General features: G+C 73.2%; 24 protein-coding genes, 1 tRNA gene and 1 pseudogene. 21 read left to right on the top strand and 5 right to left on the bottom strand.

Translation table 11 applies throughout. The features are described 5' to 3' along the window. Positions 1-74 precede the first annotated feature (74 nt). The 7 genes and pseudogenes from ACFQ46_RS15600 to ACFQ46_RS15570 form a co-directional block, all read left to right on the top strand. Positions 75-2,420 (top strand): annotated as a pseudogene (locus ACFQ46_RS15600) (Rne/Rng family ribonuclease); the annotation flags it as partial. Between the two features lie 154 nt (positions 2,421-2,574). After that, on the top strand, positions 2,575-2,886 hold the full coding sequence (gene rplU / locus ACFQ46_RS15595; RefSeq protein WP_380157337.1) for a 50S ribosomal protein L21: 312 nt from the start codon (positions 2,575-2,577) through the stop codon (positions 2,884-2,886). An 8-nt stretch (positions 2,887-2,894) separates the two neighbouring features. Then, positions 2,895-3,152 (top strand): 50S ribosomal protein L27, encoded by a 258-nt coding sequence (gene rpmA / locus ACFQ46_RS15590; protein ID WP_380260290.1) that lies wholly within the window; start codon positions 2,895-2,897, stop codon positions 3,150-3,152. 159 nt (positions 3,153-3,311) lie between these two features. Continuing rightward, the gene (gene obgE / locus ACFQ46_RS15585) at positions 3,312-4,853 is read left to right on the top strand and encodes a GTPase ObgE (RefSeq protein WP_328295403.1); all 1,542 of its coding nucleotides are present in this window, start codon (positions 3,312-3,314) and stop codon (positions 4,851-4,853) included. Continuing rightward, the gene (gene proB, locus ACFQ46_RS15580; RefSeq protein ID WP_380260289.1) at positions 4,850-5,998 is read left to right on the top strand and encodes a glutamate 5-kinase; all 1,149 of its coding nucleotides are present in this window, start codon (positions 4,850-4,852) and stop codon (positions 5,996-5,998) included. Before obgE ends, proB begins: the two co-directional genes overlap by 4 nt. A 42-nt stretch (positions 5,999-6,040) precedes the next feature. Further along, a complete protein-coding gene (locus ACFQ46_RS15575) occupies positions 6,041-6,442 on the top strand; it encodes a hypothetical protein (protein WP_380260288.1) in 402 nt (133 codons plus the stop codon). A 61-nt stretch (positions 6,443-6,503) separates the two neighbouring features. Then, positions 6,504-7,802, top strand: coding sequence for a glutamate-5-semialdehyde dehydrogenase (locus ACFQ46_RS15570; protein ID WP_380260287.1), 1,299 nt, complete (start codon positions 6,504-6,506; stop codon positions 7,800-7,802). Here ACFQ46_RS15570 and ACFQ46_RS15565 read toward each other — a convergent pair. Next, the gene (locus ACFQ46_RS15565) at positions 7,787-8,773 is read right to left on the bottom strand and encodes a glycosyltransferase family 2 protein (protein ID WP_380260286.1); all 987 of its coding nucleotides are present in this window, start codon (positions 8,771-8,773) and stop codon (positions 7,787-7,789) included. The two genes, ACFQ46_RS15570 and ACFQ46_RS15565, sit on opposite strands and share 16 nt — an antisense overlap. Before the next feature lie 127 nt (positions 8,774-8,900). Here ACFQ46_RS15565 and ACFQ46_RS15560 point away from each other — a divergent pair, with 127 nt between their 5' ends. The 5 genes from ACFQ46_RS15560 to ACFQ46_RS15540 all read left to right on the top strand — a co-directional run bounded on the left by ACFQ46_RS15560 (position 8,901) and on the right by ACFQ46_RS15540 (position 10,962). Next, the gene (locus tag ACFQ46_RS15560; RefSeq protein ID WP_328295408.1) at positions 8,901-9,059 is read left to right on the top strand and encodes a hypothetical protein; all 159 of its coding nucleotides are present in this window, start codon (positions 8,901-8,903) and stop codon (positions 9,057-9,059) included. After that, entirely contained in the window at positions 9,056-9,721 is a 666-nt protein-coding gene (gene nadD / locus ACFQ46_RS15555) for a nicotinate-nucleotide adenylyltransferase (protein WP_380260448.1), read from the top strand. The genes ACFQ46_RS15560 and nadD overlap by 4 nt, the downstream gene beginning before the upstream one ends. A 55-nt stretch (positions 9,722-9,776) precedes the next feature. Further along, the gene (gene rsfS / locus ACFQ46_RS15550) at positions 9,777-10,175 is read left to right on the top strand and encodes a ribosome silencing factor (RefSeq protein ID WP_328295410.1); all 399 of its coding nucleotides are present in this window, start codon (positions 9,777-9,779) and stop codon (positions 10,173-10,175) included. Then, positions 10,172-10,804, top strand: coding sequence for a histidine phosphatase family protein (locus ACFQ46_RS15545; protein ID WP_380260285.1), 633 nt, complete (start codon positions 10,172-10,174; stop codon positions 10,802-10,804). Before rsfS ends, ACFQ46_RS15545 begins: the two co-directional genes overlap by 4 nt. Before the next feature lie 85 nt (positions 10,805-10,889). After that, positions 10,890-10,962: transfer RNA gene (locus ACFQ46_RS15540), tRNA-Ala, on the top strand. A 53-nt stretch (positions 10,963-11,015) separates the two neighbouring features. On the opposite strand, the gene ACFQ46_RS15535 is transcribed toward ACFQ46_RS15540, so the two are convergent. Together ACFQ46_RS15535 and ACFQ46_RS15530 are read right to left on the bottom strand one after the other, a co-directional pair. After that, on the bottom strand, positions 11,016-11,807 hold the full coding sequence (locus tag ACFQ46_RS15535; RefSeq protein ID WP_380260284.1) for a serine hydrolase: 792 nt from the start codon (positions 11,805-11,807) through the stop codon (positions 11,016-11,018). Positions 11,808-11,969: 162 nt separating this feature from the next. Continuing rightward, positions 11,970-13,007, bottom strand: a complete 1,038-nt coding sequence (locus tag ACFQ46_RS15530) for an LLM class flavin-dependent oxidoreductase (RefSeq protein WP_380260283.1) — start codon at positions 13,005-13,007, stop codon at positions 11,970-11,972. 47 nt (positions 13,008-13,054) lie between these two features. Here ACFQ46_RS15530 and ACFQ46_RS15525 point away from each other — a divergent pair, with 47 nt between their 5' ends. The 4 genes from ACFQ46_RS15525 (at position 13,055) to ACFQ46_RS15510 (ending at position 18,073) form a co-directional block, all read left to right on the top strand. Further along, complete coding sequence (locus ACFQ46_RS15525; RefSeq protein ID WP_380260282.1) at positions 13,055-13,882, top strand: shikimate 5-dehydrogenase; 828 nt, start codon at positions 13,055-13,057, stop codon at positions 13,880-13,882. 100 nt (positions 13,883-13,982) lie between these two features. Beyond that, positions 13,983-14,867, top strand: coding sequence for a hypothetical protein (locus ACFQ46_RS15520; protein WP_380260281.1), 885 nt, complete (start codon positions 13,983-13,985; stop codon positions 14,865-14,867). A gap of 168 nt (positions 14,868-15,035) precedes the next feature. Next, positions 15,036-17,555: a leucine--tRNA ligase gene (gene leuS, locus ACFQ46_RS15515; RefSeq protein WP_380260280.1), complete on the top strand. Its 2,520-nt coding sequence runs from the start codon at positions 15,036-15,038 to the stop codon at positions 17,553-17,555. A gap of 11 nt (positions 17,556-17,566) precedes the next feature. Beyond that, on the top strand, positions 17,567-18,073 hold the full coding sequence (locus ACFQ46_RS15510; protein ID WP_380260279.1) for a GNAT family N-acetyltransferase: 507 nt from the start codon (positions 17,567-17,569) through the stop codon (positions 18,071-18,073). A 60-nt stretch (positions 18,074-18,133) separates the two neighbouring features. Here ACFQ46_RS15510 and ACFQ46_RS15505 read toward each other — a convergent pair whose 3' ends face one another. Further along, on the bottom strand, positions 18,134-20,392 hold the full coding sequence (locus ACFQ46_RS15505) for a glycoside hydrolase family 3 C-terminal domain-containing protein (RefSeq protein WP_380260278.1): 2,259 nt from the start codon (positions 20,390-20,392) through the stop codon (positions 18,134-18,136). 47 nt (positions 20,393-20,439) lie between these two features. Between ACFQ46_RS15505 and ACFQ46_RS15500 the strand changes: the two genes are divergently transcribed. The 4 genes from ACFQ46_RS15500 (at position 20,440) to ACFQ46_RS15485 (ending at position 24,384) form a co-directional block, all read left to right on the top strand. Beyond that, a complete protein-coding gene (locus ACFQ46_RS15500; RefSeq protein ID WP_380260277.1) occupies positions 20,440-21,009 on the top strand; it encodes a TetR/AcrR family transcriptional regulator in 570 nt (189 codons plus the stop codon). A gap of 211 nt (positions 21,010-21,220) precedes the next feature. After that, positions 21,221-21,976 (top strand): helix-hairpin-helix domain-containing protein, encoded by a 756-nt coding sequence (locus tag ACFQ46_RS15495; protein WP_380260276.1) that lies wholly within the window; start codon positions 21,221-21,223, stop codon positions 21,974-21,976. Continuing rightward, positions 21,973-22,353 carry a hypothetical protein gene (locus tag ACFQ46_RS15490; RefSeq protein WP_380260275.1) on the top strand — a complete coding sequence of 127 codons (381 nt, stop codon included), beginning with the start codon at positions 21,973-21,975 and terminating at the stop codon, positions 22,351-22,353. The genes ACFQ46_RS15495 and ACFQ46_RS15490 overlap by 4 nt, the downstream gene beginning before the upstream one ends. Before the next feature lie 33 nt (positions 22,354-22,386). Then, positions 22,387-24,384, top strand: coding sequence for a ComEC/Rec2 family competence protein (locus ACFQ46_RS15485; protein ID WP_380260274.1), 1,998 nt, complete (start codon positions 22,387-22,389; stop codon positions 24,382-24,384). 35 nt (positions 24,385-24,419) lie between these two features. Here ACFQ46_RS15485 and ACFQ46_RS15480 read toward each other — a convergent pair whose 3' ends face one another. Beyond that, complete coding sequence (locus tag ACFQ46_RS15480) at positions 24,420-25,178, bottom strand: SDR family oxidoreductase (RefSeq protein WP_380260273.1); 759 nt, start codon at positions 25,176-25,178, stop codon at positions 24,420-24,422. Positions 25,179-25,281: 103 nt separating this feature from the next. On the opposite strand from ACFQ46_RS15480, the gene ACFQ46_RS15475 reads away from it, so the two are divergent. Then, entirely contained in the window at positions 25,282-26,121 is an 840-nt protein-coding gene (locus ACFQ46_RS15475; RefSeq protein WP_380260272.1) for a helix-turn-helix domain-containing protein, read from the top strand.

Here is a 26,121-nt window from a genome sequence, read left to right as displayed (position 1 = left end):
ACCCCGACCTCATGGACGACCCGGTCCTGCTGCGAGCCGCCGGGTTCGCCCAGGGACGACGTGCCCCCAGCGAGGGTGAGCGTGCCGCCGACGCGGCCGCCCGCGCCACCGCCCTCTTCTTCCAGGCCCCCGTCGACGAGGAGCCCGTGCGTCGCAGTCGACGCGCCTCCGCACCCGCCGGCCCGCCCCCCGTCAGCGACCAGGACACCTTCGCCTTCGACGGCGAGGAGGACGGCGAGGCCGACGTCGAGGTGGACGACGTCCTCGACCGGACCGGTGACGAGAACGACCAGGTCGACGACCAGATCGATGACCAGGGTGACGCGGGCGACGACGACCACGACGACGACGAGGACGGTGGTGCGCCGCGTCGGCGTCGCCGCCGAGGTGGCCGCGGTCGCCGCAGCCGCACCCCCGTCGACGGTGACGTCGAGGACGAGTCGGGCGAGACCGGTGCGGACGACGGGGACGTTCCCGAGACCGACTCCGAGGACCAGAGCGAGGACCCCGAGGACGAGACCGAGCAGGACGACGACGGCGAGGAGTCGAACGGCTCCTCGCGCCGCCGTCGCCGCCGTCGCCGTCGCAGCGGTTCCGCGGAGTCCGAGGACGTCTCGCCCGACGACCCGCCGAACACCGTCACCCGGGTCCGGGAACCGCGTCGCCCCCGCGCCGCGGTCACGACCGGTGGCACCGGCGAGGACGAGATCACCGCGCTCAAGGGCTCGACGCGTCTCGAGGCCAAGAAGGTGCGCCGCCGCGAGGGCCGCGAGCAGGGCCGCAAGCGCACGATCCTCACCGAGGCCGAGTTCCTGGCCCGCCGCGAGTCCGTCGAACGCGTGATGGTCGTGCGTCAGCAGGACGACAAGACCCAGATCGGCGTCCTCGAGGACGGGATCCTCGTCGAGCACTACGGCGCGAAGTCCGCGCAGACCACGATGGTCGGCAACGTGTACCTGGGCCGCGTGCAGAACGTGCTGCCCAGCATGGAGGCCGCGTTCATCGACGTCGGCAAGGGCCGCAACGCCGTGCTGTACGCCGGTGAGGTCAACTGGGACGCCGCCGGGCTCGAGGGGCAGCCGCGCCGGATCGAGGCGGCGCTGAAGTCCGGTGACTCCGTCCTGGTCCAGGTCACCAAGGACCCGGTCGGGCACAAGGGTGCGCGACTCACCAGCCAGGTCTCGCTGCCCGGTCGCTACCTCGTCTACGTCCCCCGCGGGTCGATGACGGGCATCTCCCGCAAGCTGCCCGACACCGAGCGCGCGCGGTTGAAGAAGGTCCTCAAGCAGGTCGTCCCGGAGGGGGCCGGCGTCATCGTGCGCACGGCCGCCGAGGGTGTGGCCGAGGAGGAGCTGGCCGCGGACGTGCAGCGGCTGCAGGCCACCTGGGAGGCCATCGAGGCCAAGGCGTCCAGCAAGAACTCGCCGATCCTGCTGCACGGCGAGCCGGACCTCACCGTCCGTGTCGTGCGCGACGTCTTCAACGAGGACTTCACCCAGCTCGTCGTGTCCGGTGACGAGGCGTGGGAGACGGTGCGCGACTACGTCGACGACGTGGCCCCCGACCTCGGTGACCGGCTCGTCCGCTGGGAGGGGAGCGAGGACGTCTTCGCCCACCACCGCATCGACGAGCAGCTGCAGAAGGCGCTGGGCCGCAAGGTCTGGCTGCCCTCGGGCGGTTCCCTGGTCATCGACCCGACGGAGGCCATGCACGTGGTCGACGTCAACACCGGGAAGTTCACCGGTGTCGGCGGGACCCTCGAGGAGACCGTCACCCGGAACAACCTCGAGGCCGCGGAGGAGATCGTCCGTCAGCTCCGGCTGCGCGACATCGGCGGGATCATCGTCATCGACTTCATCGACATGGTCCTCGAGTCCAACCGCGACCTCGTGCTGCGCCGCCTCATCGAGTGCCTGGGCCGGGACCGGACCAAGCACCAGGTGGCCGAGGTGACCTCGCTCGGGCTGGTCCAGATGACGCGCAAGCGCACCGGACAGGGCCTCGCGGCGGTCCTCGAGGAGCTCGACGCCGCCGCCGACGCGAACCCCGCCCCGCAGCCGACGCCCACGGGTTCCTCGAACTCCTCCAGCGGCTCCTCCGGCGCCTCCTCGAACGGTGGGGGCACCGGCGGTTCCGGTGGCAACGGGAGCAGCACGAAGTCCCGCTCGCGCCGTGGTCGGGGCCGGGACAAGGGAGCCGAGGGGGAGACGGAGAACGGCCGTCCCGCCGGCGACGCCCCCTCGACCGAGGGACCCTCCTCGAACGGCTCCGCCCCGCACGGGGAGTCCGAGCAGGACGCCCCCCGGGAGCCCGCCAAGGACTCCGCGGTCCTCGCCGCGATCGCGGCCGTGGCCGCGGCCGCCCGCCACAAGGAGCGCGAGGAGCGCGAGGGGTCCGCCTCGGGCGCCTCGTCCGCGGGCGACTGAACGACTCGGCCGGCCGTTCGCGGCCAGCCGTTTTGACCCATGGGACGGCGTTCCGTACGCTTGTCCCTTGGTGCGCCATCGTGCGCGAGCCACAGACCGTCCATCGGTCTGCTGGCCTTCCAGTTGTGACGAGAGAAACGGGTTCGTTGTGGTGTACGCCATCGTCCGCGCCGGCGGCCGGCAGGAGAAGGTCTCGGTCGGCGACGTGCTGACCATCGACCGTGTCCCCGTGGCCAACGGGGAGACGCTGCAACTGCAGCCCCTTCTCCTCGTCGACGGTGAGACCGTGACTCACGAGGCTTCGGCTCTCGCGGGTGTCAAGGTCGTCGCCGAGGTGGTCGAGGAGGCCAAGGGCCCCAAGATCACCATCCTGAAGTACAAGAACAAGACCGGGTACCGCAAGCGTCAGGGCCACCGCCAGCCGCTGACCCGCGTCAAGATCACCAGCATCGGGGAGTGAGCTGACTCATGGCACACAAGAAGGGCGCGAGCTCCTCGCGCAACGGTCGTGACTCCAACGCCCAGCGCCTCGGCGTCAAGCGCTTCGGCGGTCAGGTCGTCCTCGCGGGCGAGATCATCGTCCGCCAGCGCGGCACCCACTTCCACCCCGGTGCGGGTGTGGGCCGTGGCGGCGACGACACGCTGTTCGCTCTGATCCCCGGCGCCGTCGAGTTCGGCACGCGTCGTGGCCGCAAGGTCATCAACATCGTCGAAGCCGGCGTGTGACGCACCACCAGTCGTGAACGCGGAGGGGCGGACCGGAGCGATCCGGTCCGCCCCTCCGTGCGTCAGCCCCCGCAATCGTGGAGCCGGCGCCCAGCGCCGGAGATCGAGCTGGGACTACCTGCAAGATCACCATCGCTGGGCTACGAAAGGCTCCTCACCATGTCCACCCACTTCGTCGACCGCGTCGTCGTGCACGCGTCCGGTGGTGACGGCGGCAACGGGTGCGCCTCGGTCCACCGCGAGAAGTTCAAGCCGCTCGGCGGTCCCGACGGCGGCAACGGCGGCAAGGGCGGGGACGTGATCCTCGAGGTCGACCCGCAGGTGACGACCCTCCTCGAGCTCCAGCGCCGGCCGCACCGCAGCGCGCCCGACGGCCGCTTCGGGATGGGCAGCCACCGCAACGGCGCCGAGGGCGACGACCTCGTCATCGGCGTCCCCGAGGGCACCATCGTGCGTTCGGCCAAGGGCGAGATCCTCGCCGACATGGTCGGCTACGGGACCCGTTTCGTGGCCGCTCCCGGTGGACGCGGTGGTCTGGGCAACGCGGCGCTGGCCTCCGCCAAGCGCAAGGCGCCCGGCTTCGCCCTCCTCGGTGAGCCCGGTGAGGTCCTCGACCTGCACCTGGAGGTCAAGACCCTCGCCGACGTCGCGCTCGTCGGGTTCCCCAGCGCCGGCAAGTCCAGCCTGGTGGCGGCGTTGTCCGCGGCCCGGCCCAAGATCGCCGACTACCCCTTCACCACCCTCGTGCCGAACCTCGGTGTCGTCGAGGCCGGTTCCACCCGCTACACCATCGCCGACGTCCCCGGGTTGATCCCCGGCGCCAGCGAGGGCCGCGGGCTGGGCCTGGACTTCCTGCGCCACGTCGAGCGCTGCGTCGCCCTCGTGCACGTCCTCGACGGCGCGAACCTCGAGAGCGACCGCGACCCGGTCAGCGACCTCGAGGCGATCGAGAAGGAACTGGCCGCCTACCCCGTCGACGACGGCACGGTCCCGTTGCAGGACCGTCCGCGGATCATCGTGATCAACAAGGCCGACGTGCCCGACGCGCGGGACATGGCCGAGATCGTCCGCGCCGACCTCGAGCAGCGCGGGGCGCCCGTGTTCGTCGTCTCCGCGGTCGCGCACACCGGGCTCCGCGAGCTGTCCTTCGCGATGGCCGAACTCGTCGCCGCGTCGCGAGCCGCTGCGCCGGAAGCGGTCCCGACCCGGATCGTGCTCAACCCGCCCGCGATCAACGACCAGGGCTTCAAGGTCACGCGCGAGGAGTACGGCGACGTCGAGGACCGTCAGGTCCGCTTCCGCGTCCGGGGCGAGAAGCCCCGTCGCTGGGTCCGCCAGACCGACTTCACCAACGACGAGGCCGTCGGCTACCTGGCCGACCGCCTCGCCCGCCTGGGCGTCGAGGACGAGCTGTTCAAGGCCGGGGCGACCCCGGGCGCCGAGGTGGTCATCGGCGACGACGCGAACGCCGTCGTCTTCGACTGGGAGCCCACCATGATCGCCGGGGCCGAGGTCCTGGGCCAGCGCGGCAGCGACCTGCGCCTGGAGGACCACTCCCGTCCCACCCGCGACGAGAAGCGCGTCCAGGAACGCGAGCGTCGTGCCGCCAAGGCCGAGGCCCGCGGGGAGCTCGAGACCGAACGCCAGGCCGGTCACTGGACCAACGAGGACACCACCAGCGAGGAGTTCTCACAGCAGTGAGCACCCCGTCCCCGGTCGCCCGGCGCGAGGACCTCGCGCAGGCCCGGCGCGTCGTCGTCAAGGTCGGCTCGTCGTCGCTGACGACGGCGACCGGGGGACTGGACGCGTCGCGGTTGGACGCGCTCGTGGACGTGCTCGCGCGACGCCGGGTGGAGGGCGGGGACGTCGTCCTCGTCTCCTCCGGCGCCATCGCGGCCGGGTTGGCGCCGCTGGGCCTGCGCAAGCGGCCGCGTGACCTGGCGAGCCAGCAGGCCGCGGCCAGCGTCGGGCAGGGCCTGCTGCTGGCCGAGTACACCCGGGCCTTCGCCCGGGCCGGCCTCACCGTCGGGCAGGTGCTGCTGACGGCCGAGGACGTCGTGCGACGCACCCACTACGGCAACGCCCAGCGCACGCTGGAACGGCTGCTCAGCCTCGGGGTCGTGCCCGTGGTCAACGAGAACGACACCGTCGCGACCCACGAGATCCGCTTCGGTGACAACGACCGGCTCGCGGCGCTCGTCGCCCACCTCGTCCGTGCCGACGCGCTCGTGCTGCTCTCCGACGTCGACGCCCTCTACGACGCCCCGCCCTCGACGCCGGGCGCGCGCCGGATCGCCACGGTCCGCGGCCTCGAGGACCTTGCGGGGGTGACCGTCGGCTCCACCGGGTCCGCGGGCGTCGGGACGGGCGGGATGACCACGAAGGTCGAGGCCGCTGCGATCGCCGTCGCCGCGGGGGTACCGACGTTGGTGACCTCCGCGACGCTCGCGCACGACGCCCTGAGCGGGGCGGACGTCGGCACCTGGTTCGCGTTGCCCACCGCTCGCCGGGCCCGCCGCAGCACGCGCCAGCTCTGGCTCGCGCACGCCGCCGCACCCGCCGGCCGGCTCGTGCTCGACGACGGGGCCGTGCGCGCGGTGCGCGCCAACCGCTCCTCGCTGCTGCCCGCGGGGGTCGTCGGGGTGTCGGGACGCTTCCGCGCGGGGGATCCGGTGGACCTGGTGGACGGAAACGGCCACGCGCTGGCCCGGGGACTGGTGAACTACTCCTCGGAAGAACTGCCGGACATGCTCGGCCGGTCGACGCGCGAGCTCGCCCGGCAGTGGGGTCCGGCCTACGAGCGCGAGGTGGTCCACCGGGACCACCTGGTGCTCCTGGGACGCTGACCGCGCCCTCGACCCAGACAGCTTCGAACCGGGGAGCCAGGAGTGGCGCAGACGCCGTTGCCGTTGTGGTCGGTGACCTTGACGGTCGCCGGGGTCGAGACCGACCTGGAGACCCTGCGCAGCGCGCTCGACCGCCTGCTGAGCGAGCACCCGTTCCTCTCCAGCGTGCGCTACAGCAGCACGAGGGTGGAACTGCGCTACTGGGACGAGGCCCGCGACGTCGACGACGCCGCCGCGATGGCCCTGCGGTTGTGGCCCGAGCACCGCGCGAGCGCCGGACTGCCGAACTGGTCCGTGGTCGGCGTCGAGGTCGTCGACCGGGCGACCGTGGAGCACCGGGTCGACCAGCAGGCGGAACGCCGGCGCCACGGGGTCGGCGGCGGGGGAGTACCCGCCCGCCGCGTGCGGACCCTCGACCTGATCGGCGACATCGCTCCCTGGTGAGGCCCGGGCCCCTCGGCCAAAGATCGTTGAACGATCTGCGGGGCACGCGTAGGCTGCGGCCATGACGCTCGCGCCCGAGAAGGCTGCCGGAACCACCGTCGAGGACGCCGTGCTGGCGGTCTGCCGGCGCGCCAAGGTGGCGTCACGACCGTTGCGCGTGGCCACCCGGGCGACCAAGGACGCCGCGCTGCACGCGATCGCGGACGCCATCGACGCCGCCACCGAGCGCATCGTGGCGGCCAACGCCGAGGACCTCGCCCGCGGCGAGGCCGACGGCACCTCCCAGCACCTGCTCGACCGACTCCGCCTGGACCCGGTCCGCGTCGCCGCCGTCGCCGCCGCGGTCCGCGAGGTCGCGGCGCTGCCCGACCCCGTCGGCGAGGTCGTCCGCGGCTCCACCCTCCCCAACGGCATCCGGCTGCGGCAGCTGCGCGTCCCCATGGGGGTGCTCGGGGTGGTCTACGAGGCCCGACCCAACGTGACGGTCGACGTCGCGGTGCTGGCGCTCAAGAGCGGCAACGCCGTCGTCCTGCGCGGTGGCTCGGCCGCGCAGTCCAGCAACACCGTCCTCGTCGAGGTCGTCCGCGCAGCCCTGGAGAGCGCCGGGCTGCCCGCCGACGCGGTCACGAGCATCGACGACTTCGGTCGGGACGGGGTCGGGGTCCTGCTGACCGCCCGGGGGCTGGTCGACCTCCTCGTCCCGCGCGGCGGCGCCGACCTCATCCAGCGCGTCGTGCGCGAGGCGACCGTCCCCGTCATCGAGACCGGCGTCGGCAACTGCCACGTCTACGTCGACGCCTCCGCCGACCTCGCCCAGGCCGTCGAGATCGTCCTCAACGCCAAGACCTCGCGACCCAGCGTCTGCAACGCGGCGGAGACCGTCCTCGTCCACTCGGCGCTCGCCGCCGACTTCCTGCCGACCCTGCTCGCCGCGCTGCACGGGGCGGGTGTGCTCCTGCACGCCGACCCGACCTCGCTGCGGGCCGCGCACGCGCAGGGGATCCCCGCCGAGCCCGTCACCGACGCGGACTGGGCGGCGGAGTTCCACGGGATGGAGATCGCCGTCGGCGTCGTCGACTCGGTGCAGGACGCCGTCGAGCACATCTCGCGGTGGACCTCCGCGCACACCGAGGCCGTGCTCGCGACCGACGTCCGGGTCACCGACTACTTCTGCGCCGCAGTCGATTCCGCGGTCGTCGCGGTGAACGCCTCGACGAGGTTCACCGACGGCGGGGAGTTCGGGCTGGGGGCCGAGGTCGGGATCTCCACCCAGAAGCTGCACGCCCGCGGCCCGATGGGGCTGGCCGAGCTGACCACCACGACGTGGCAGGTGCTCGGCGACGGTCACGTCCGCGTCTGACCCCGGTCCGGAGGGTCCTCGAGGGAGTCGCTCGCCACCAGGTACGTCGGCCGGTTCTGCAGCTGCACGTAGAGCCGTCCGACGTACTCGCCGAGCACCCCGAGGCAGAGCAGCTGCAGCGTGCCGACCCCGGCGACGACGGCCAGCGTCGACGTCCACCCCGGCACGGTCGATCCGAGCGCGAACGACACCAGCGCGTAGAGCAGGAGCAGGAACGTCAGCAGCGCCCCGCCCAGGCCGAAGAACGACGCCAGGCGCAGCGGTGCCGTCGAGGACCCGGTGATGGCGTCCAGGGAGAGTCGCAGCATCCGCCCCAGCGGGTACTTGGTGCGCCCGGCGCCGCGGGCCGCGCGGACGTAGCCGACGGTGGTGGAGGCGAAGCCGAGGTCGGGGACGACGAGGCGCAGCACCCGGTGCGCCTCGGGCAGGCCCAGGACGGTGTCCACGACGACCCGGCTCGTGAAGCGGAAGTCCCCCGCCTGCGCGGGGGCCCGGCCGCCGAGCGCGGAGACCAGGCGGTAGAAGGCGGCCGCCGTCAGCCGCTTGAGGGCGGAGTCGACGGAGCGGTCCTCGCGCACGGCGTAGACGACGTCGTTCCCGGCGGCGGCGGCGAGCATCCGGGGGAGGACCTCCGGCGGGTCCTGCAGGTCGGCGTCCATGGTGAGCACCCCACCGCGCCCGCGGGCCCGGGCCAGCCCCGCCGAGAGGGCCGCCTGGTGTCCGGCGTTGGCGCGCAGGCGGACCACCCGCAGCTGCGGCCAGTCCCGGCGCAACCGGGCGAGGACGACGGGCGTCGGGTCCGAGCTGCCGTCGTCGACGACGAGCACCTCGTAGCCGCCGAGACCCTGTTCGAGCAGGCCGTCGAGCACGGGACGCAGCCGCTGCGCGAACGCGGGCAGCACCTCGGCCTCGTCGAAGGCCGGCACCACCACCGACAGGGCGACCTCGGGGGGGCTCTCGGCGGTCGACACGCGGTGATCCTCCCGCACACCCGCCCCGCGGTGCTCCGCGCGCCGTGACAGACTGGTCACCGGCTCCACCGCACGACCCAGCACGCACCGCCCAGCACGCACCAGCCCGCAAGCCAGGAGGACGACCATGCTGCACGCGCTCGTCGCGCAGGCCAACCAGGCGACCGAAGAGGTCCACGGGAAGCTGCCCATGCCGCCCATCGCCTTCATGATCGTGGCGCTGTGCCTCCTCGCGATGATGCTCATCGTGACGCTGGCGTTCAAGAGCGTCGGGACCCGCCACTGAGCTCGTCGGTGGGTCGCCGGCCCCGGGTCGGGGTCATGGGTGGCACCTTCGACCCGATCCACCACGGGCACCTGGTGGCCGCCAGCGAGGTGGCCGCCCGCTTCGACCTCGACGAGGTCGTGTTCGTCCCCACGGGCAAGCCCTGGCAGAAGTCGCGCGTCGACATCGCCCCGGCCGAGCACCGCTACCTCATGACGGTGATCGCGACGGCGTCGAACCCGCGGTTCACGGTGTCGCGCATCGACATCGACCGCGGCGGGTTCACGTACACCATCGACACCCTGCGTGAGCTGCGCGAGATCCGGCCCGAGGCGGACCTGTTCTTCATCACGGGTGCCGACGCCCTCGCGCAGATCCTGCAGTGGAAGGACGTCGCCGAGCTCTGGTCGCTGGCCCACTTCGTCGGCGTCAGCCGGCCGGGCCACCCCCTCAGCGACGACGGCCTGCCGCTGGACGGGGTCAGCCTGATGGAGGTCCCGGCGCTGTCGATCTCCTCCACGGACTGCCGCGATCGCGTCGCCGGCGGCCTCCCGGTCTGGTACCTCGTGCCCGACGGTGTCGTCCAGCACATCTCCAAGCACGGCCTGTACGCGGCCCCGGCGGAGGGTGCGGCGGTCGGCGCCCGGCAGGAGGCTCTCGTCGTGGGAGAATCAGCGGACTGACCGCTTCCCGGGCCCCGTGCCCGGCCGACACCTGCTCATGCAGGCGAGGAGTTCCGTGCCCGCAACCGATCGAGCCCTCGAGCTGGTGACCAGCGCCGCGGCCGCGGCGACGGACAAGCTCGCGACCGACGTCATCGCGCTCGACGTGTCCGACCAGCTGTTCATCACCGACGCCTTCCTGGTGGCCTCGGCTCCCAACGAACGCCAGGTGCGCGCCATCGCCGAGGCCATCGAGGAGAAGCTCCTCCCGATGGGCTCCAAGCCGGTGCGCCGCGAAGGCGAACGCGAAGGCCGCTGGGTCCTCCTGGACTTCGTCGACCTCGTCGTGCACGTCCAGCACACCGAGGAGCGCGAGTACTACGCGCTCGAGCGGCTGTGGAAGGACTGCCCGGTCATCGAACTGGCGGCCACCGCGTCCACGGCGGCGTCCGCGCCGTCCGACAGTCAGGCGTGACGGCTTCCACCGTCGTCCTCTGGCGTCACGGGCGCACCCCGTTCAACGCCGAGAACCGCTTCCAGGGCCAGCTCGACGTCCCCCTCGACGACGTCGGGCGGGCCCAGGCCGCCGCAGCGGCGGCCCACCTCTCGACCCTGCCGATCGACGTGGTCGTCTCCAGCGACCTCGTCCGTGCGCTCGACACCGCCTCGGCCCTCACGTCCCTCACCGGGCACACCCTCACCCGTGACCCCGCCCTGCGCGAGGTCGACGCGGGGGAGTGGCAGGGCCTGGTCGGCGCCGAGATCGCGCAGAAGTGGCCGCAGGAGCACGCGGCCTGGCGTCGCGGTGACGACGTCGCGATGGGTGGGGGCGAGACCCGCACCCGGCTCGGTGAGCGCGTCGCCGCCGCCGTCGAGGCGCACGCCGCCGCGGTCCCCGACGGGGGGACCCTGCTCGTCGCCTCGCACGGCGCCGCGTTGAAGGCGGGCGTGCTGCGCCTCCTCGACCTGCCGGTGACCGCGGGCAGCGCCTTCGCGGGCTTCCGCAACGCCCACTGGGCGGTGCTGCGCCGTCGTTCCCGGGGGTGGGCCCTGGAGGAGTACAACGCCGGCCCGCCCGGCGCTGCGGTGGGCGCCGAGGGCTGATGCGCGACCCGGGGTGGTTCGGACCACCCCGGCCGGTGCGGTAGTGTTGTCCTCGTTGCCGGGGGAAACCCTGAGTGACGAGAGCGGGGCTGTGGCGCAGCTGGTAGCGCACCTCCATGGCATGGAGGGGGTCAGGGGTTCGAATCCCCTCAGCTCCACCGCAGACGGAAGGCCCGGACGAGAGTCCGGGCCTTCCGTCGTTCCCGGGGCCTCACCACCTGTGGTCGAGGCCGGCCAGCACGTCGTCCAGCACCGGGACGAGAGCACGCTCCGAGCCCCACGTCCCCGGTTGCCCGTTGCGCACGGCAGCGGCCAGCACGACGCGACGCCGGTCCCGGCGCGCGGTGCCGACGGCGACGACAGAGCCGTAGCGCGCGGTGGCGGTGCTCCCGCTGAACTCCCACCCACCGGCGAGGCGCGCCGTGGGGAACAGCCCGCTGAGCACGCCCCGGCTGCCGGGCGGGAGGACGCCGCCGAGGAGCAGCACCGCGTGGTCGAGAGCCAGGGCCGCGACTGTGGTCGTGTCGCGCGGGTCCCAGGGGTCACCGCCGCAGGAGGCCGGGGCGGCCCGGTCCAGCCTCGTCCGCTCGTCGCCGAGCTCCCGGCAGAACCCGGTGAGGGCGGCGGGCCCACCGACGTGGCGCACGAGCAGGTTCGTGGCCGTCGCGTCGCCGCGACGCAGGGCGGCGTCGCCGAGACGGGCCAGGGACAACCCCTGCTGCAGGTGCCAGGCGCAGACGGGGGAGGAGCGCACGACGTCACCGCGGGTGAAGCGGACGACCCGGGTGAGCTCGTCCACACCGCGCTCACGCAGGAGGAGGCCGAGGGCGAGACCGGCGGAGAGGGTCAGCACGGGGCAGGGACGCTCGGCGCGGTGCTCGAGGCGACGGCCGGTCAGCAGGTCGGTGGCACTGAGGGAGACGTCATCGGGTCGCGGTCCGGCGGGGGTGGCGAGGAGGCCCAGGACGCCGGCCGTGACGGCACCTCGTCGGGACACGTCCACGATGCGCCTCCTCGCCGCCCGGCTCGCTCCACCAGCGTGCGCCGATCCACCCGCCCGCGCCAGAGGCCGGGCGTGCGGGGCGGTGCGCGGTGGGTCCGTGGACGACGTCGGCCCGGGTCCTCGACCAGGTCGAGGCCCGGGCCGGTGTCGTGCGGGAGGTGGTCAGGACGCGCGCGTCCACCCCAGGGCGGGGGCCACGTGCTCGACGATCGAGCTCATGAGGTGGGCGTTGTAGTCGACCCCGAGGGCGTTCGGGATCGTCACCAGCAGGGTGTCGGCCTCCTGGACGGCCACGTCCTTGGCCAGGTCCTCGGCGACCTGGTCCGGGTCCCCGGCGTAGGTCCGCCCGAAGCGGGCGAGGCCGGGTTCGCCGAGCGAACCGACCTGGTCGGTGGAGTGGCGGTCGCGGCCGAAGTAGGCCTCGTCGAGGTCGTTGACGATCGGCATCACGCTGCGCGACACCGAGACCCGCGGTTCCCGCTGGTGACCGGAGTCCTTCCAGACCTGGCGGTACAGGGCGATCTGCTCGGCCTGCAGCTCGTCGAAGGGGATGCCCGTGTCCTCGGTGAGCAGGGTCGAGCTCATGAGGTTCAGGCCCTGCTCGGCGGTCCAGCGCGCGGTCTCGCGCGAGCCGGAGCCCCACCAGATCCGATCGGAGAGGCCCGGGGCCTGCGGCAGGATCGGCAGCGCTCGCGAACTGCCCGTCATCCGCGGGTTCGCTTCCGCGACCTTCCCGCCGGCGATGGCGTGGCGGAAGACGTCGAGGTGACGACGGGCCATGTCGCCCTCGGTCTCGCCCTCGGCCGGGACGTGGCCGAACGTCGCGGGACCGTGCAGGGCGGGCTCGGGTGAACCACGGCTCACGCCGAGCTGCAGCCGGCCGTCGGAGATGAGGTCGGTCATCGCCGCCTCCTCGGCCATGTAGAGCGGGTTCTCGTAGCGCATGTCGATGACGCCGGTGCCGAGCTCGATGCGGCTCGTGCGCGCGGCCATCGCGGCGAGGACCGGGAAGGGGGCCGCCTGCTGACGCGCGAAGTGGTGGACGCGGACGTAGGCGCCGTCGAAGCCGAGTTCCTCGGCCGCCACCGCCAGTTCCACCGTCTGCACGAGGGCGTCGCGGGCGGTGCGGGCCGCCGACCCGGCGACGGGTTGGTAGTGGCCGAAGGAGAGGAACCCGATGCGTTTCGCGGACCTGTTCACACTATCATTGAACCATCAACATCCTTGGTGTGTTCCAGGATGGGGTCGTGCTCTCCAAAGACACCCAGGTGTGCCTCTCCCTGTCCGGCCGGCCCAGCAACCTCGGGACCCGGTTCCACAACTTCCTCTACGCCGAGCTCGGGCTCGACTTCGTCTACAAGGCGTTCACGACGACCGACCTGCCCGCCGCGATCGGCGGCCTCCGCGCCCTCGGCATCCGCGGTGCCGGGATCTCGATGCCCTTCAAGGAGGCCGTCATCCCGCTCGTCGACGCCCTCGACCCCTCTGCGGCCGCCATCGACTCGGTCAACACCATCGTCAACACCCCGGTCGACGGGGTGGCCCACCTCGTTGCCCACAACACCGACTACCTCGCCGTCGCCGGCCTCCTCGCCACCCACGGCATCGTCCCCAGCGGCCCCGCCGCCGTCCTCGGCAGCGGCGGGATGGCCAAGGCCTCGCTCGCCGCCCTGCGCGACAACGGCTTCGACGACCTCGTCGTCGTCGCCCGCAACCCCCAGGCCGGCCCGGCGCTCGCCGCGGCCTACGGCGCGCGCTGGGTGCCCGACCTCGGGGAGCACCGCCCGACCCTGCTGCTGAACGCCACCCCCGTCGGGATGGCCGGTGGCTCCGCCGCCGCGGACCTCCCCGTGCCGCGGGCCGCCGTCGAGGCCGCCGACGCCGTCTTCGAGGTCGTCGCCGTCCCCGAGGACACCCCCTTCGTCCGTCTCGGTCGTGAGCTGGGCAAGCAGGTCGTCACCGGGACCGAGGTGGCCGCCCTGCAGGCCGCGGAGCAGTTCGTCCTCTACACAGGCGTTCGCCCGAACGAGGACCAGGTGCGCCGGGCGGGTGAGTTCTCGCGCGCCACGGCCTGAGACGGGCGGTCCGCCCGGATCGCCGCGCCACGATGCACGGATGCGCTCGTCACCCTCTCGCCCCATCCAGCCGACACCCCCGCGTGCCGACGTCACCAGGGTGACCAGCACCCCCGGATCCTCCGAGCCCTCGGTCCGTCCGGCGCGCGCCAGCAGCAGCCCCGACGGCCGCACGTGGACCGCCGCTCTCGTCGCCGTGCCCGTGGCGGGGGTCCTCGCGACCGCCGTCACGGCCACCGTGGCCCCGGTGACCACCACCCTCCTCGTCGCCCTCGGCTGCGCCCTGGCGCTCGCGGGGATCCTCGCCGCGGCGCTCGCGGTCGCGCACCGGGCGCACCGGGAGGCCGAACGGGCCGCCGACTCGCTGGTGTCCGCCCTCGAGCACGCCCGGGACGAGAACGTCAACGACGTGGTCACGGGGCTGCTCAACCGTCGGGGGCTGATGCTCGTGGGCAACCAGGTGCTGGAGTCGGCCCGCCGCTCCGGGGGCGCCGTGCACGCCTGCATCATCGAGGTCACCCCCGGCGTGCAGGTCGGTGGCGTCGTGCGCAGCGCCGACGAGCAGCGCCGGCAGCAGGAGGCCGAGTGGGCCGCCGCGGCCGGTTCGCTGCGGGCCGCCACGCGCACCTCCGACGTCGTCGCCCGCGTGGACGAGGGACGCTTCATCGTCCTGGGACCCGGGGCCGGGCTGCACGCCCAGGAGCTGGAACGGCGGATGCGCGTCGGGTTGGCGCAGGAGCGGCTGCAGGTCGCGGCGGTCTCGCCGGCGCCCGACCCGAACGCGGGCGGCGGGGCGCGCAGCGGGCGGCTGTCCGTGGAGGCCGGCGCGGCCGTGCTGGCGCCCTGGGACGAGGGGGGCGTCACCGACCTGCTGGTGCGCGCCGAGCAGGCCCTGGCCCAGCGTCGCGCGTTGCGTCGCAGCACCCCGCAGCACGGCTGGGGTCGGCGTCGCGCCGACCGCTCGGCCCGTCCGGAACGCTCGTGAGCCCGACGGAGTAGGCTGTCGGTCGTGTCTTCCCGCCGACTTGCCAGCCGGCGCTGAGCTGCTGCGACCTCGCAGGTGCCGGCGCCGTGACCCCTCCTGAGTGAGGGGTCTTCCGCTGTCCGCAGGAGGTTTCAGGTGCGGGACGCACGGACGCACCGGGAGGACGAGATGACGCAGACCGACACGCAGGCACGGGACGAGGCGGACGAGAACCGCTACGACGCGTTCGCGCTGCAGGAGAAGTGGTTGCCGGTCTGGGACGAGCGCAAGCCGTTCACCAGCGGTGAGGCGGGCGACGAACGCCCGAAGAAGTACGTGCTGGACATGTTCCCGTACCCCTCCGGCGACCTGCACATGGGTCACGCCGAGGCGTACGCGCTCGGGGACGTCATCGCGCGGTACTGGCTGCAGCGCGGTTTCGACGTGATGCACCCGATCGGCTGGGACGCCTTCGGTCTGCCCGCCGAGAACGCCGCCATCAAGCGCGGCCTCGACCCGCGGCAGTGGACGTACGACAACATCGCCCAGCAGCGCGCGTCGATGCGCCGCTACGCGTGCTCCTTCGACTGGGACCGCGTCCTGCACACGTCCGACCCCGAGTACTACAAGTGGAACCAGTGGCTGTTCCTCAAGCTGTACGAGAAGGGGCTGGCCTACCGCAAGGACTCCCTGGTCAACTGGGACCCGGTGGACCAGACCGTGCTGGCCAACGAGCAGGTGCTGCCCGACGGCACCTCCGAGCGTTCTGGCGCCAAGGTCGTCAAGAAGAAGCTGACCCAGTGGTACTTCCGGATCACCGACTACGCCGACCGGCTGCTGGACGACCTGGACGCCCTGGAGGGCCAGTGGCCCGCCAAGGTCATCTCGATGCAGCGCAACTGGATCGGGCGCTCCACCGGCGCCGAGGTCGAGTTCGTCATCGAGGGCCGCGCGGAGCCGATCAGCGTCTACACGACCCGACCGGACACCCTGCACGGCGCGACCTTCATGGTCGTCGCGGCCGACTCCGACCTGGCCGAGGAACTGGCCGCGGGCGCGTCGCCGGAGGTCCGCGAGCAGTTCGAGGTCTACCGCACCCAGGTGCAGGAGACCTCCGACATGGACCGCCTCGCCTCGGAGCGGGAGAAGACCGGGGTCGACCTGGGCCGTTTCGCCGTGAACCCGGTCAACGGGGAGCGGCTGCCGATCTGGGCCGCCGACTACGTCCTGGCCGACTACGGCACCGGCGCGATCATGGCCGTGCCCGCGCACGACCAGCGCGACCTCGACTTCGCGAAGGCGTTCGGCCTGCCCGTCCGGGTCGTCGTCGACGTCCGCGACGCGGACGGCAACCCCCTGCCCGACCCGGCGGAGTCCGGCGAGGCGACGGCGGGTGACGGCAGGCTGGTGAACTCCGGCGCGCTGGACGGCCTGGACAAGAAGGCCGGCATCGCCCGGGCGATCGAGGACCTGGTCGCGGCCGGCAAGGGCCGGGCCGCGAAGAACTACCGCCTGCGCGACTGGCTGATCTCGCGTCAGCGCTACTGGGGCACCCCGATCCCCATCGTGCACACCGAGACCGGTGAGGTCCCGGTCCCCGAGGACCAGCTGCCCGTCGTGCTGCCGCCCTCGGAGGGTCTGAACCTCACCCCCAAGGGCACCTCGCCGCTGGGGGCGGCGGAGGACTGGGTGAACGTGCCCAGCCCTGTCGACGGAACCCCGGCGCGCCGGGACCCGGACACCATGGACACCTTCGTCGACTCGTCCTGGTACTACCTGCGCTTCGTGTCCCCGAAGGACGACACCCAGGCGTTCGACCGGGACCTCATCGCGCAGTGGGGCCCCATCGACCAGTACGTCGGCGGCGTCACGCACGCGATCCTGCACCTGCTCTACGCGCGGTTCATCACCAAGGTGCTGCACGACCTGGGCTACCTGCCCTTCGACGAACCCTTCACCCGCCTGCTGAACCAGGGCATGGTGCAGATGGAGGGGTCGGCGATGAGCAAGTCCAAGGGCAACATCGTGCGGCTCTCCGACCAGCTCGAGGAGCACGGCGTCGACGCCATCCGGCTGACGATGGCGTTCGCGGGCCCGCCCGAGGACGACATCGACTGGGCCGACGTGTCCCCGTCGGGTTCCTCGAAGTTCCTGGGCCGGGCGTGGCGCCTGGCGCGCGACGTCACCTCCGCTGCCGGGGTGGACCCCTCCACCGGTGACAGCGCCCTGCGATCGATCACGCACAAGACCGTGCACGAGGTGTCGCAGCACGTCGAGGCGTTCCGCTTCAACGTCGCCGTGGCCCGCGTCATGGAACTCGTGAACGCGACCCGCAAGGCGATCGACTCCGGCGTCGGTGGCGGGGACCCCGCCGTCCGCGAGGCCACCGAGGCGACGGCGGTCATGCTGTCGCTCGTCGCGCCGTACACGGCCGAGGACATGTGGTCGCTGCTGGGCCACGACCCGTGCGTCGCCCGCGCCGGCTGGCCCGTCGTCGACGAGGCGCTGCTCGTCGAGGACACCGTGACGTGCGTGGTCCAGATCCAGGGCAAGGTGCGTGACCGGCTCGAGGTGTCCCCGGACATCACCCAGGAGGCCTTGCAGGAGCTGGCGCTGAGCTCGGAGAAGGTCCAGGCCGCGCTCGAGGGACGGGGCCTGCGAACCGTCATCGTCCGGGCGCCGAAGCTCGTCAACATCGTCCCGGCCTGAGGAGTCCAGCGGTGAACGAGGGTTTCCGGTTGGTCACGCCCCGGTTGCTGCTGCGGCGCTGGACCGCGGCCGACCGGGAACCCTTCGCCGAGCTCAACGCCGATCCCGAGGTGATGCGGCACTTCCCCGCGCCGCTGGACCGCGCGGGTTCCGACGCGCTGGCCGAGCGCTGCGACGGGGTCTTCGAGCAGAACCCGTTCGGGCTGTCCGCGGTGGAACGTCGCGAGGACGGGCGGTTCCTGGGGTTCACCGGTCTGCACCACATGCGCTGGTACCCCGACGACGTCGAGATCGGCTGGCGGCTCTCCCGGTCGGCGTGGGGCCAGGGGTTCGCGACCGAGGCGGCGTCGATGTGGGTGGGGTACGCCCGTGACGTGCTGCGGTTGCCGCGGCTGATCTCGATCATCCACCCCGACAACGCCGCCAGCTTCGCCGTCGCCCGCAAGCTCGGCATGACCGAGGGGTGGCGCGGGGACAGCGAGGAACGGCCCCACGTCGTGATGACCCTCCCGCTCTGAGCACCGCGTCACGAGGAGCCCGCCCGGAATCCGGGCGGGCTCCTCGTGCGTCGCGGGTCCTCAGGAGGCGTTGGCCTTCGCGACCAGTTCCGGCAGGTCGCCCTCGGCGAGGGGGAACCCCGGGAAGCGGGTGAGGCGCTGCAGCGGGATGGCCCGCATCATCTGCCCGTTGTGCTCGTCGAAGAGCATCTCCGACCACATCGTGCCCTCGAGCGCGCTGCGGACGGCGTCCCCGGCGACGGGGTGGGCCAGCCACTCCTCGGCCTCGGCGTCCACGGCGAGTTCGAGCTTCACGCCCTGACCCTGCAGGGTCAGGGTCCGGGCGAGCCGGATGTCACGGGAGGACGACCCGACGCGGATCCCGAAGTCGCCCCCTTCGAGGACCCACCGACCGGCGGCGCTGTGCCAGAACGAGAACGCGCGGGCGTCGAGGGAGACGACCACGCGTTCGCGTGCGCCGGCGGCCAGGGTCACCCGGGCGAAACCCTTCAGTTCCTGCTCGGGCCGGTACACGCTCGCCTCGTGGTCGCTGACGTAGACCTGCACGGTCTCCGTCCCGGCGTGCGCGCCGGTGTTCTCCACGGTGAGCGAGACCTCGACGTGCTCGCCCCGGTCGACGACGGTCAGGTCGGAGTACGCGAAGGTCGTGTACGAGAGGCCGTGGCCGAACGGGTGGGCGACGGGCAGCTGGTGCGCGTCGTACCAGCGGTAGCCGATGAGCAGACCCTCGCCGTAGCGGACGTGACCGTTCTCGCCGGGGAAGTTCCCGACGGTGGGGTTGTCGAGGTAGTTCAGCGGGACGGTCTCGGCGAGCTTCCCGGACGGGTTGGCGACCCCGGAGAGCAGGTCGGCGACGGCACCGCCACCGGCCTGGCCACCGAGCCAGCCCTCGAGGACGGCCGGCACGGAACCCTGCCAGGGTTCGAGGTTGACGACGGACCCGTTGGCCAGGACGACGACGACGTTCGCGTTCGCGGCGACGACCTCCTCGAGCAGGTGGAGCTGGGCGGGCGGCAGGTTCGTGTGGTCGCGGTCGTAGCCCTCGGACTCGTAGGAGGCGGGGAGGCCGAGGAACAGCACGACGACCTCGGCGGCGGCCGCGTTCGCGACGGCCTCCGCGACGAGCCCGGGCTGGACCTCCTCGTCTTGGGGGACGAACCCCGCGGCGAAAGTCACCTCACGGCGGCCGGCGAACTGCGCCCGCAGGGCGGTCAGCGCGTCGTCGAGCCGGGTCGGGTTCACCTGGGAGCTGCCGGCGCCCTGGTAGCGCGGGGTGCGGGCGAACTCCCCGACGACGGCGATGGTCCCGCCGGTCGCCGCCAGCGGCAGCACGTCGCCGGAGTTCTTCAGCAGCACGGCGCTCTGGGTGGCGGCCTCACGGGCCAGGGCGTGGTGCTCGGCCACGTCGAACGAACCCGGGTCGGCGAGGGCGGCCGTCGACTTCTCGACGAGTTCCAGGACGCGCAGGGCGGCGCGGTCCAGGTCCTCGGTGGAGAGGGTCCCGGCCGCGACGGCGGCGAGGATGCGCTGGGTGCCCGCCCCCGAGGACGAGGGCATCTCCAGGTCGAGGCCGGCGGCGACGCCGTCCTCGCGGACGTTGACCGCGCCCCAGTCGGAGACGACGAGGCCGGCGAAACCCCACTCCTCGCGCAGGACGGTGGTCAGCAACCAGGGGTCCTCGGAGGCGTAGACGCCGTTGATCCGGTTGTAGGAGCACATGACCGTCCACGGCTGCGCCTGCTTCACGACGCGCTCGAAGGCGGTCAGGTAGATCTCGCGCAGCGTGCGTTCGTCGACGTCGGCGGAGATCGTCATCCGCCGGGTCTCCTGGTTGTTCGCCGCGTAGTGCTTCAGCGACGTCCCGACGCCCTGGCTCTGGATGCCGTCGACCATGGCGGCGGCGAGGTCGCCGGCCAGCACGGGGTCCTCGGAGAAGTACTCGAAGTTGCGCCCGCACAGCGGGGACCGCTTCATGTTCACGCCCGGTCCGAGCAGGACCGACACCTTCTCGGCGCGGGTCTCGCGGCCCAGTGCCGCACCGACGCGGCGCAGCAGGTCGACGTTCCAGGACGAGGCGAGCCCGGCGGCGGGCGGGAAGCAGGTCGCGGGGACGCTGCCGCTCAGGCCGAGGTGGTCGCCCCCCTCGGGCTGCTTGCGCAGACCGTGCGGGCCGTCGGTGACCATCAGCGCGGGGACGCCGAGGCGTTCGACGGGTTCGGTGTGCCAGAAGTCGGAACCGTCCAGCAGGGCGGCCTTCTCCTCCAGCGTGAGCTGCGCGAGGACACCCCGCGGGGTGGTGGGGACGTCGGTGTCGGTCATGCCGCAGAGGCTACCCCCGAAAACCGTGCAGGTGATAGGTATTGGGGATGGCCATCCGTGGGGAGTACGCGAAGGGACGAGCGCGCCGGGAGCAGATCCTCGACGAGGCGGTGTCGCTGTTCGCCGAGGCGGGGTACCGGGCGGCGTCGATGCGCGACCTCGCGGCCCGCTGCGGGCTCTCCCCGGCCGGTCTGCAGCACCACGTCGGGAGCAAGGAGTCGTTGCTGCTCGCCGTGCTCGAACGCCGTGACGTGGACGACGCCGTGGCGTCGGGCCTGCAGGGCGGTGCCGGCCGCGAGCGCCTCGCGGCGCTGCTCGAGGTGGTGCGCCGCAACGAGTCCCGTCGCGGGATCGTGGAGCTGTTCACCGTCCTGGCCGCGGAGTCCGCCTCGCCGGAGCACCCCGCGCACGAGTTCTTCGACCAGCGCTACCGCTCCGTCGTCGCCACCCTCACCGACGCCTTCGCCGACTGCGCCCACCCCGCGCCGGCGTCCGCGGCCCGACGACTGGTCGCGGTCATGGACGGTCTGCAGGTGCAGTGGTTGCTGCACCCCGACGACGTCGACATGGTCGCCCAGGTCGGGGCCCAGATCGAGCGGGAACTCCAGAGCGGCTGAGCGGGTGTGGAGGCGGCGCAGCACCCGGGCGGGCCACCGGGGGCACCGCGGTCTCCACAGGGTTCGTCGGCGGGGGACCGTCCACAGCCCGGGCGGCGGAGGCGGTTCCCGTCCCGGAGGACTGCCTAGCGTGCCGAGGGTGTCTTCCTCCTACCGGCCGCGTGAGTCGGCGCACCGAGCGCGTGCGCTGGCGTCCCGACAGTTCCGGCGGGTGGAACCCGTCGTCCACGACGAGTTCGCGGACGACCTCGACGAGGACTGGGAGGAGGTCGAGGAGGCGGCGGAGGAGGCGTCCCGTTCCGGGACGGCGGAACTGCGCCGGCGGATCGCCGACCGGACACCGCCCACCGTCCGGGCGGCCCGGGTGCGGGTGAGCCCGCGCGCTGCGGTCGGGGTGCTGCTCGTCGCGCTGCTGGTGGCCGCGGGGCTGGTCCTGGCCGCGTGGCGTTCCTGGCCCGAGGACGCGACGCCCGCGGGGGACGTCCTGCCCGGACGGACGGCGACGGTGGCGGTCTCGAGCTCTCCCGCTCCGGACGTCTCGGGCACCCCGGTCGTCGTGCACGTCGCGGGGCGGGTCGCGACCCCGGGACTGGTGACGTTGCCCGGCGGGAGCCGGGTCGGGAACGCCCTCGCCGCGGTGGGCGGTCCGTTGCCGGACGCCGACCTCGACGCGGTGAACCTCGCGCGGGTCCTGGTCGACGGCGAGCAGGTCCTCGTGCCCGCTCCCGGACAGGCCGCCGCGGGACCGGCGGTGGCGAGTGGTTCCGGTGACGGCGGACCGCTGAACCTGAACGCGGCCACGGCCGAGCAGCTCGACGCCCTGCCGGGGGTGGGGGAGGTGCTCGCCGGCCGGATCGTCGCCTGGCGCGAGGAGAACGGCCGGTTCACCTCCGTCGACGACCTCGGCGAGGTGACCGGCATCGGGCCGAAACTGCTGGACGGGGTGCGGGACCTGGTGACGGTGTGACCGTCGGACTCGACCTGCGGCTCGTGGCGGCCGCCTTCCTGGCCTGGCTGGCGGCGTTCGTCGCGATCGCCCACCCGCTCGCCGCCAGGACGTCCCTCGGTGGCCTGCTCGTCGGGGTGGCGCTGACCGGCGGCACGCTCGTCGTGTTCCGCCGGGGAGCCCGGCTCCTCCTGGTGCTCGTCGCGACCGCACTCGTCCTGACCTCGGTCGTGCTCCACCAGGCCCGGTCCGGCCACGGTGGCATCGCCGACCTCGCGGAACGGCAGGTGAGCGTCACCGCGACCGGCGTCGTGAGCAGCGATCCCCGGGCCACCACGGCGCTGCGGCCCGGCGGACCGCCACGGGTCGTCGTCGAGGTCACGGTGTCGCGACTGTAGGCCCGCGGCCGGGCGACCCCGGTCGAGGCGCGCGTGACGGTGTTCGCCGACGCCGAGGGGTGGTCTCGGGTGCACCTCGGGGAGCGCGTGGAGTTCGGCGGTCGACTGGGACCCGCGGACCCCGGTGAACGGTCCGCCGCGGTGGTCTCCTCGACCGGGCGACCTGAGGTGGTGGGATCGGCCGGCCGCGTGTTCCGGGGTGCGGAGCGGCTGCGCGGGGGTCTGCGGGAGGCGGTGGAACCGCAACCTGCCGACGCCCGCGGGCTGCTGCCCGGCCTCGTCGTCGGCGACACGTCCCGCCTCCCGGCGGACCTCGAGGACGACATGAAGGCCGTCGGGCTGACCCACCTGACCGCGGTGAGCGGGTCGAACACGACCCTCGTCGTGGGGTTCCTCGTGCTGGTCGCGTCGTGGCTGGGACTCGGTCGGCGGGCCCGCCTCGTCGTCGCGGCGATCGGTCTGGTGGGTTTCGTCGTGCTGGCCCGGCCGGATCCGAGCGTGCTGCGCGCCGCGGTGATGGGGGGTGTCGGGCTGGTCGGGTTGGCAGTGGGCCGGCCCGTGCGGGGAGTCCCCGTGCTGGCCGCGGCGGTGCTGGTGCTGCTGGTGGCGGATCCGTGGCTCGCGCGCGAGTTCGGGTTCGTGCTCTCGGTGCTGGCGACGGGGGCGTTGGTGCTGCTGGGGCGCCCCTTCGCGGAGCGGTTGCTGGAGCTGGGGTTCCCGCGCCCGGTGGCCTTCGCGGTGGCGGTCCCGGTGTCGGCGCAGGTGGTCTGCGGCCCGGTGCTGGTGCTGCTGCAGCCGTCGGTGAACCCGGTGTCGATCCCGGCGAACGTCCTCGTCGCCCCCGCGGTGGCGCCGGCGACGGTGCTGGGGTTGGCGGCGACGCTCGTCTCGCCGGTGTGGTCGACCGGGGCGACGTGGCTGGCCTGGCCGGCGGGGTTGTGCGCGTGGTGGATCGCCGGTCTCGCCCGCGTCGCCGCGAGGCTGCCCGTGGCGGTGACCGTTCCCGGCGGGGTGACCGGGGTGCTGGTCGTGGTCGTCCTGACGGTGCTGCTGCTCGGGGCGGTGGCGGCCGTGGTGCGGTTCCGGCGCAGTGGTTCGCGCAGTGGTTCCCGGCCGCGGAGGTGGTTGGGGCTGGCCCTCGTGCTGGTGGTGGGCGGTGCGGCGCTGGTGCGGTGCGCGCCGCGGTGGGGTACGCCGTCGGGGCCGTGGCCGCCGCCGGACTGGCTGGTCGTCGGGTGCGACGTGGGGCAGGGCGACTCCGTGGTCCTGCGGTCGGGACCGTCGTCGGCGGTGCTGGTCGACGCGGGTCCGGACGACGTGCTGGTCGACGGGTGCCTGGACCGGCTGGGGGTGCAGCGGTTGGACGCGGTGGTGCTGACCCACTTCCACGCCGACCACGTCGGGGGTTTCGCCGGTGCGGTGGACGGGCGGGAGGTGGGGGAGGTGTTCGTGTCGCCGTTGGCCGTCGAACCCGCCGCGCGCAGGGTGGCGGAGATCGCGGCCGGTGCCCACGCGGACGTCACGGTGCTGAGTTCCGGCCAGAGCGGTTCCGCGGGTTCGGTGTCGTGGACGGTGCTGGCGCCGCTGCCCGTCGTGTCGGAGGAGTCCGCGCCGGACTCCTCCGACGTGAACGACGCGAGCATCGCGTTGCTGGCGGACGTGGCCGGGGTGTCGGTGCTGCTGACCGGGGACCTGGAACGCGACGGTCAGCGGCGGGCGTTGTCGGAGGTTCCCGAGGGGACGGTGGTGGACGTCGTGAAGGTCGCCCACCACGGGTCGGCGAACCAGTTCCCCGAGCTCTACACGGAACTCAGACCGCGGGTGGCGATCGTGGAGGTGGGAGAGGTCAACGACTACGGCCACCCGGCCGCACCGACGCTGGAGCTGCTGGCGCGGACGGGGGCGCGGGTGCTGCGGACGGACACCGACGGGGACGTGGCGGTGGCGGGTTCCGCGGGGGCGTTGCGGACGGTGGTCCGGGGTTCGGACCCGACGCAGGCGGAGCGGCGGGCGAAGTACTCCAACGGCTGAGGGGTGGACCCCGAACCGTCGGCGTCCACCCGCGGTCAGCGGCCCGGCAACGTCACCAGCGCCTGCGAGCGCCGCGCGACGAGTTCGTCGTAGGTCCCGTCGCGCTCCGCCCAGCGGTGCATCCGGACCCCCTCGACGAGGATCTCGTGGGGTGTCGGGTCCGCACCCAGCAGCCCCATCACCTCGGTGACGAACTCCTCGAGGTCGAGGGCGGCGGGGTTGCTCCGCTTCACCTCGGGGCTGGTCGCCACCGCGGGCGGGACGAGTTCGGTGACCTCGACCCCGGTGCCGGCCAGCTGGGCGCGCAGCGCCTCGGAGTAGGCGTGGACGCCGGCCTTCGTGGCGGCGTAGGTCGGCATCAGCGGGAAGGGCAGGAAGCCGATGCCGGAGGTGACGGTGACGATCGTCCCCGACCCGCGGGCCAGCAGGTGCGGGGTGAACGCGTCGACGAGGCGGATCGTGCCGAGCAGGTTCGTCTCGACGGTCTTCTGCGCGGCGGCGAAGTGCGCGGGGTCGCGGAGGTCCTCGACGAGCATCACCCCCGACATGGTGACGACGGTGTCGAGGTCGGGGTGCTCGTGGAGCACGGTGTCGCGGGCGCTCTCGACGCTCGCCGGGTCGGTCACGTCGATCGCGACGGTGGTGAAACCCTCCGCGGCGAGCGTCTCGAGCAGGTCGGCGCGGCGGCCGCCCACCACGACGGTGCTGCCCGCGGCGCGGAGGTGACGGGCCAGGGCGAGGCCGATGCCCGAGGTGGCGCCGGGGAGGAAGACGGTGCGGTTGCTGGTGTCCATGCCTCCACGGTGCGCCGGGGCGCGAGACCCGGCCAGGACCCCGCTCGTCCGGGGTCCTGACGGGACCCCCTCTCCGGCGCCGCGTCGGTCCTACGATCGAACGGTGAGCGAGGAGCGGGCGAACCGGCTGGGGGAGTACCTCCGGGCCCGGCGGGGTCTGGTCACCCCGGAACAGGCGGGACTGCCGGTCGGCGGGAACCGCCGGGTTCCCGGGCTGCGGCGCGAGGAGGTCGCCCTCCTCGCGGGGATCAGCGGCGACTACTACCTGCGTCTCGAACGGGGCCGGGACAAGAACCCCTCCGCCCAGGTCCTCGGCTCGATCGCCCGGGTCCTGCAGCTCGGCGAGCTCGACCACGAGTACCTCCTCGGCCTCGCCACCACCCGGGCGCGACCCCGCCGACGACCCCGACCGGAACGCGTTCCCGCGCGGCTGCACCAGTTGCTGGCGAGCGTCGGGGTGCCGGCGTTCGTGGAGGGACGGGCGTTCGACGTCCTCGCCGCCAACGACCTCGCGGTCGCGTTCTCCCCGCGGTTGCGCCCCGGGAACAACCGCCTCCGCTCGCTGATGCTGGACCCGGAGGAGCGGGAGTTCCACCAGAACTGGGAGGCCGCCACCGAGGGGCTCGTCGCGGCGTTGCGCGGATCCGTCGGGGCCGAGGTCGAGGACGCCCGGTTCGTCGAACTCGTCGGGGAACTCGCCCTGACCAGCGACCGGTTCCGGGACCTCTGGGGACGTCACGACGTCCGCGTCCTGGAGGGTGGGTCGGCGATCGTGAACCACCCCGTCGTCGGCGAACTGCAGCTGCACCGCGACAAGCTGCCCGTCGACGGGGTGCTCCTGGTCCTCTACTACGCGGACCGGGGCAGCCCGAGCGACGAGAAGCTCCGGATGCTCGCCTCGCTCACCGACCCGGGCCGGGCTGAGGAGCCCGCGCCGCGCTGA

The sequence above is a fragment of the Kineococcus sp. GCM10028916 genome (assembly GCF_042674865.1).
Classification (GTDB): Bacteria; Actinomycetota; Actinomycetes; order Actinomycetales; family Kineococcaceae; genus Kineococcus.
The sequence above is the reverse complement of the archived record's forward strand: the minus strand, read 5'-3'. Positions and strand labels throughout refer to the sequence as shown.

What these genes read in the sequence shown, in the direction of transcription:
- rpmA (WP_380260290.1), top strand. Translation starts at nt 2,895, where the DNA reads ATGGCACACAAGAAGGGCGCGAGCTCCTCGCGCAACGGTCGTGACTCC.
- obgE (WP_328295403.1), top strand. Translation starts at nt 3,312, where the DNA reads ATGTCCACCCACTTCGTCGACCGCGTCGTCGTGCACGCGTCCGGTGGT.
- ACFQ46_RS15570 (WP_380260287.1), top strand. Translation starts at nt 6,504, where the DNA reads ATGACGCTCGCGCCCGAGAAGGCTGCCGGAACCACCGTCGAGGACGCC.
- ACFQ46_RS15560 (WP_328295408.1), top strand. Translation starts at nt 8,901, where the DNA reads ATGCTGCACGCGCTCGTCGCGCAGGCCAACCAGGCGACCGAAGAGGTC.
- leuS (WP_380260280.1), top strand. Translation starts at nt 15,036, where the DNA reads ATGACGCAGACCGACACGCAGGCACGGGACGAGGCGGACGAGAACCGC.
- ACFQ46_RS15505 (WP_380260278.1), bottom strand. Translation starts at nt 20,392, where the DNA reads ATGACCGACACCGACGTCCCCACCACCCCGCGGGGTGTCCTCGCGCAG.
- ACFQ46_RS15500 (WP_380260277.1), top strand. Translation starts at nt 20,440, where the DNA reads ATGGCCATCCGTGGGGAGTACGCGAAGGGACGAGCGCGCCGGGAGCAG.
- ACFQ46_RS15480 (WP_380260273.1), bottom strand. Translation starts at nt 25,178, where the DNA reads ATGGACACCAGCAACCGCACCGTCTTCCTCCCCGGCGCCACCTCGGGC.